Raw genomic sequence first — 1,231 nt, 5'->3', positions numbered from 1 at the left:
TGAATCGGCTACACTAAGTTGGACAGATACTATAAGGGCTAGTACACTTAACATACTAACCTAAGGGAGCGTGCTATTATGCCACGTCAACGTCGAACTTTTACAGCAGAATTCAAATTACAATTAGTAAAACTTTATGAAAATGGAAAATCCCGTGCGAATATCTGTCGAGAATATGAAATAACGCCTTCTGCGTTAGATCGCTGGATTAAAAATCATCAAGAGACTGGCTCATTTACTGCAAAAGACAATCGTACTGAAGAAGAAAATGAATTAATTAGATTACGAAAAGAAAACCAACGCTTGATGATGGAGAATGACATTTTAAAGCAAGCAGCGCTGATCATGGGACGAAAATAGATGTGATTCGAAACAACGCTCACAAATATTCAGTATCAGCAATGTGTAACGTCCTCAATATCCCAAAAAGCACATATTATTATCACGCCAATCTGCGTGAAAAAGAAGCTCATAAAAAAGAGGAAATAGAGCTTTCCAAGGAAATCCAACGACTTTTTAAGGAAAGTCGTGGTAACTATGGTACTCGTAAACTCAAAGTAGAATTAAAGAAACAAAAGTTGGTAGTTTCAAGACGTCGGATCGGTCGAATCATGAAACAATTAGGGTTGGTATCGAATTACACTGTGGCTCAATATAAGCCATATAAAGAAACCTGTAATGAAGCGCCTATCAAAAATGAATTACATCGTCAGTTTAAGCAAGAAGAACAATTAGCTGTAGTCGTGAGCGATTTAACATACGTCCGTGTTGAGAAAAAGTGGCACTATGTATGCCTATTTGTCGACCTTTTTAACCGAGAAATTATTGGTTACAGTTCTGGACCAAATAAGACCGCAGGTCTTGTGTATAAAGCATTGGCTAGCATTAAAGGGAATTTACATAACATCAAGATGTTTCATACAGATCGAGGAAAAGAGTTTGATAATAAACTAATTTCAGAGGCGCTAGAAACATTTGGAATTCAGCGCTCATTAAGTATGAAGGGCTGCCCCTATGATAATGCTGTGGCCGAAGCGATGTTCAAGGTATTTAAAACTGAATTCGCAAACGGAGCACACTTCTCTTCTCTTGAACAGCTCGTTCTTGAACTTGATGATTATGTTCATTGGTTTAACAACATTCGGATTCATGGAACACTTGGCTATTTAACACCAATCGAATACAAGAAAAAGACCTTATAAAAATTGTCCAGTTTAGTGTTGACAATCCA

General features: G+C 37.2%; 1 protein-coding gene. It reads left to right on the top strand.

The genetic code is table 11. The annotated features are described in order from the left end of the window. Positions 1 to 78: 78 nt before the first annotated feature. A protein-coding gene (locus G4D61_RS17870; protein ID WP_205603315.1) for an IS3 family transposase occupies positions 79 to 1,202 on the top strand; the annotation gives its coding sequence in 2 pieces (ribosomal slippage) (positions 79 to 325 and positions 325 to 1,202; 1,125 coding nt in all). Positions 1,203 to 1,231: the final 29 nt, after the last annotated feature.

Source organism: Heyndrickxia ginsengihumi, from assembly GCF_011008565.1.
Classification (GTDB): domain Bacteria; phylum Bacillota; class Bacilli; order Bacillales; family Bacillaceae_C; genus Weizmannia; species Weizmannia ginsengihumi.
Note: the sequence above shows the minus strand (reverse complement) of the source record. Positions and strands in the feature narration are given on the sequence as shown.